The sequence below is a fragment of the Barnesiella sp. CU968 genome (assembly GCF_905219685.1).
GTDB lineage: Bacteria > Bacteroidota > Bacteroidia > Bacteroidales > Muribaculaceae > Lepagella > Lepagella muris_A.
In genome coordinates, this window is record NZ_CAJMXD010000498.1 from 1 (window position 1) to 1,801 (window position 1,801).

Here is a 1,801-nt window from a genome sequence, read left to right on the forward strand (position 1 = left end):
TAGCCTCAAATCGGTTTCTTTTTTTCAATAAAAAAATATTATGTTCGATAAAGAAATTTATATCAGGCGAAGAGAAGCTCTCCGCAACGCTACAGGATCCGGACTTGTTCTGCTTTTCGGCAATGACGAATGCGGTGTCAACTATGAAGACAACACCTATCCTTTCCGTCAGGATTCCACGTTCCTCTATTTCTTCGGGCAGCCGTACGCCGGACTCAATGCCATCATAGACATAGACAACGGTCGCGAAATCATATTCGGCGACGAGCTTACAATCGACCATATCGTATGGATGGGAAACCAGCCCACCATACATGAGAAAGCCGCTCTTGCCGGAATCTCCGACACCCGCCCCTCGGCAGATCTTAAAAAGTATCTTGACAAGGCAGTAGCTTCCGGACAGAAAATACACTACCTGCCACCCTATCGTGACACCCACAGACTCAGACTCCTCGAACTGCTTGGCATCCGACCCGGTTACGAGAAACCGTCTGTTGACCTTATCAAGGCTGTGGTAGACCTACGCAACCACAAACAGCCGGAAGAGATTGAAGAAATAGAAAAAGCCTGCCGTGTCACAGCCGACATGCATATCGAGGCAACACGTGCTGTGCGTGTCGGAATGCATGAGTATGAAGTTTCGGCGGCGTTGGAGGCAGTGGCTCAGGCAAACGGCTGTGCCCTCTCATTCCCCACTATCGCAACAGTTCATGGAGAAACCCTTCACAACCATTATCACGGCAACATTATCAAAGAAGGTGACATGCTGCTGGTTGACGCAGGCGCCGAGACTCCGGAAGGATATGCCGGCGACATGTCTTCCACAATCTGCGCCGGACGCAGATTCACGGAACGCCAGAAACTTATCTACGACATTCAGGTGGCATCGCATCTGGCTGCAGTGGCAGACCTTCGCCCCGGCAAACCCTTTGTGGAGATTTACGAACACGCCGCTGAAGTCATCTGCGACGGGCTCCGTGGTCTCGGCATCATGAAAGGTGATCCGCATGAGGCTGTAAAAGCGGGAGCGCACGCCATGTTCTTCCCTTGCGGACTCGGTCACATGATGGGTCTCGATGTGCATGACATGGAAAACCTCGGCGAAGTGTGGGTAGGCTATGGCGGCAACCCCAAAAGCACACAGTTCGGGCGCAAGTCCCTTCGTCTTGCCCGTCCGCTTGAGGAAGGGTTCGTGCTGACAATCGAACCCGGTGTGTATTTTATTCCCGAACTCATAGATTACTGGGGAGCGGAAAAACGCTTCGAAGATTTCATCAACTACGCCGAACTCAATAAATGGAGAGACTTCGGCGGCATCCGCAATGAAGAGGATTATCTGATAACCGCCGACGGTGCCCGCCGTCTCGGAAAGAAAATTCCACTGACAACAGAAGAAGTCGAGGCGATGCGCTGACCGACACAACACGTTAACCGACAAGAAAAGATATGACAGATAACCAAAAGGCGATAACTGCCGCTTCGGCGGCGGTGCTCAGCTGGTCCACAGTAGCAGCAGCTTTCAAGACAGCTCTCTCATATTATACCCACTATGAAATGCTGACAGTGGCGGCTATCACCGCCACCGTCATATTCGCGATTGCCATTACTTTGCAAAGAAAATGGAGTCAGGTCAGACACATGCACATAAAAGACCTCGGCGCTCTTGCACTGCTGGGATTGCTCAATCCGACATTCTATTACCTTGTGCTCTTTTCCGCCTACGAACAACTGCCTGCACAAGTTGCCCAACCGGTAAATTATTGCTGGCCGATATTTCTGGTGATTCTTCTGGCTGTCGTGA

Annotated in this window: 2 protein-coding genes; both read left to right on the top strand. The window is 51.2% G+C overall.

Annotated elements, in window-relative coordinates; genetic code table 11:
* Window positions 1–40 precede the first annotated feature (40 nt).
* Window positions 41–1,414, top strand: coding sequence for an aminopeptidase P family protein (locus JX312_RS13075; protein WP_123403574.1), 1,374 nt, complete (start codon window positions 41–43; stop codon window positions 1,412–1,414).
* Between the two features lie 32 nt (window positions 1,415–1,446).
* The coding region (locus JX312_RS13080) for an EamA family transporter (RefSeq protein ID WP_204458361.1) at window positions 1,447–1,801 on the top strand (355 nt) is incomplete at its 3' end.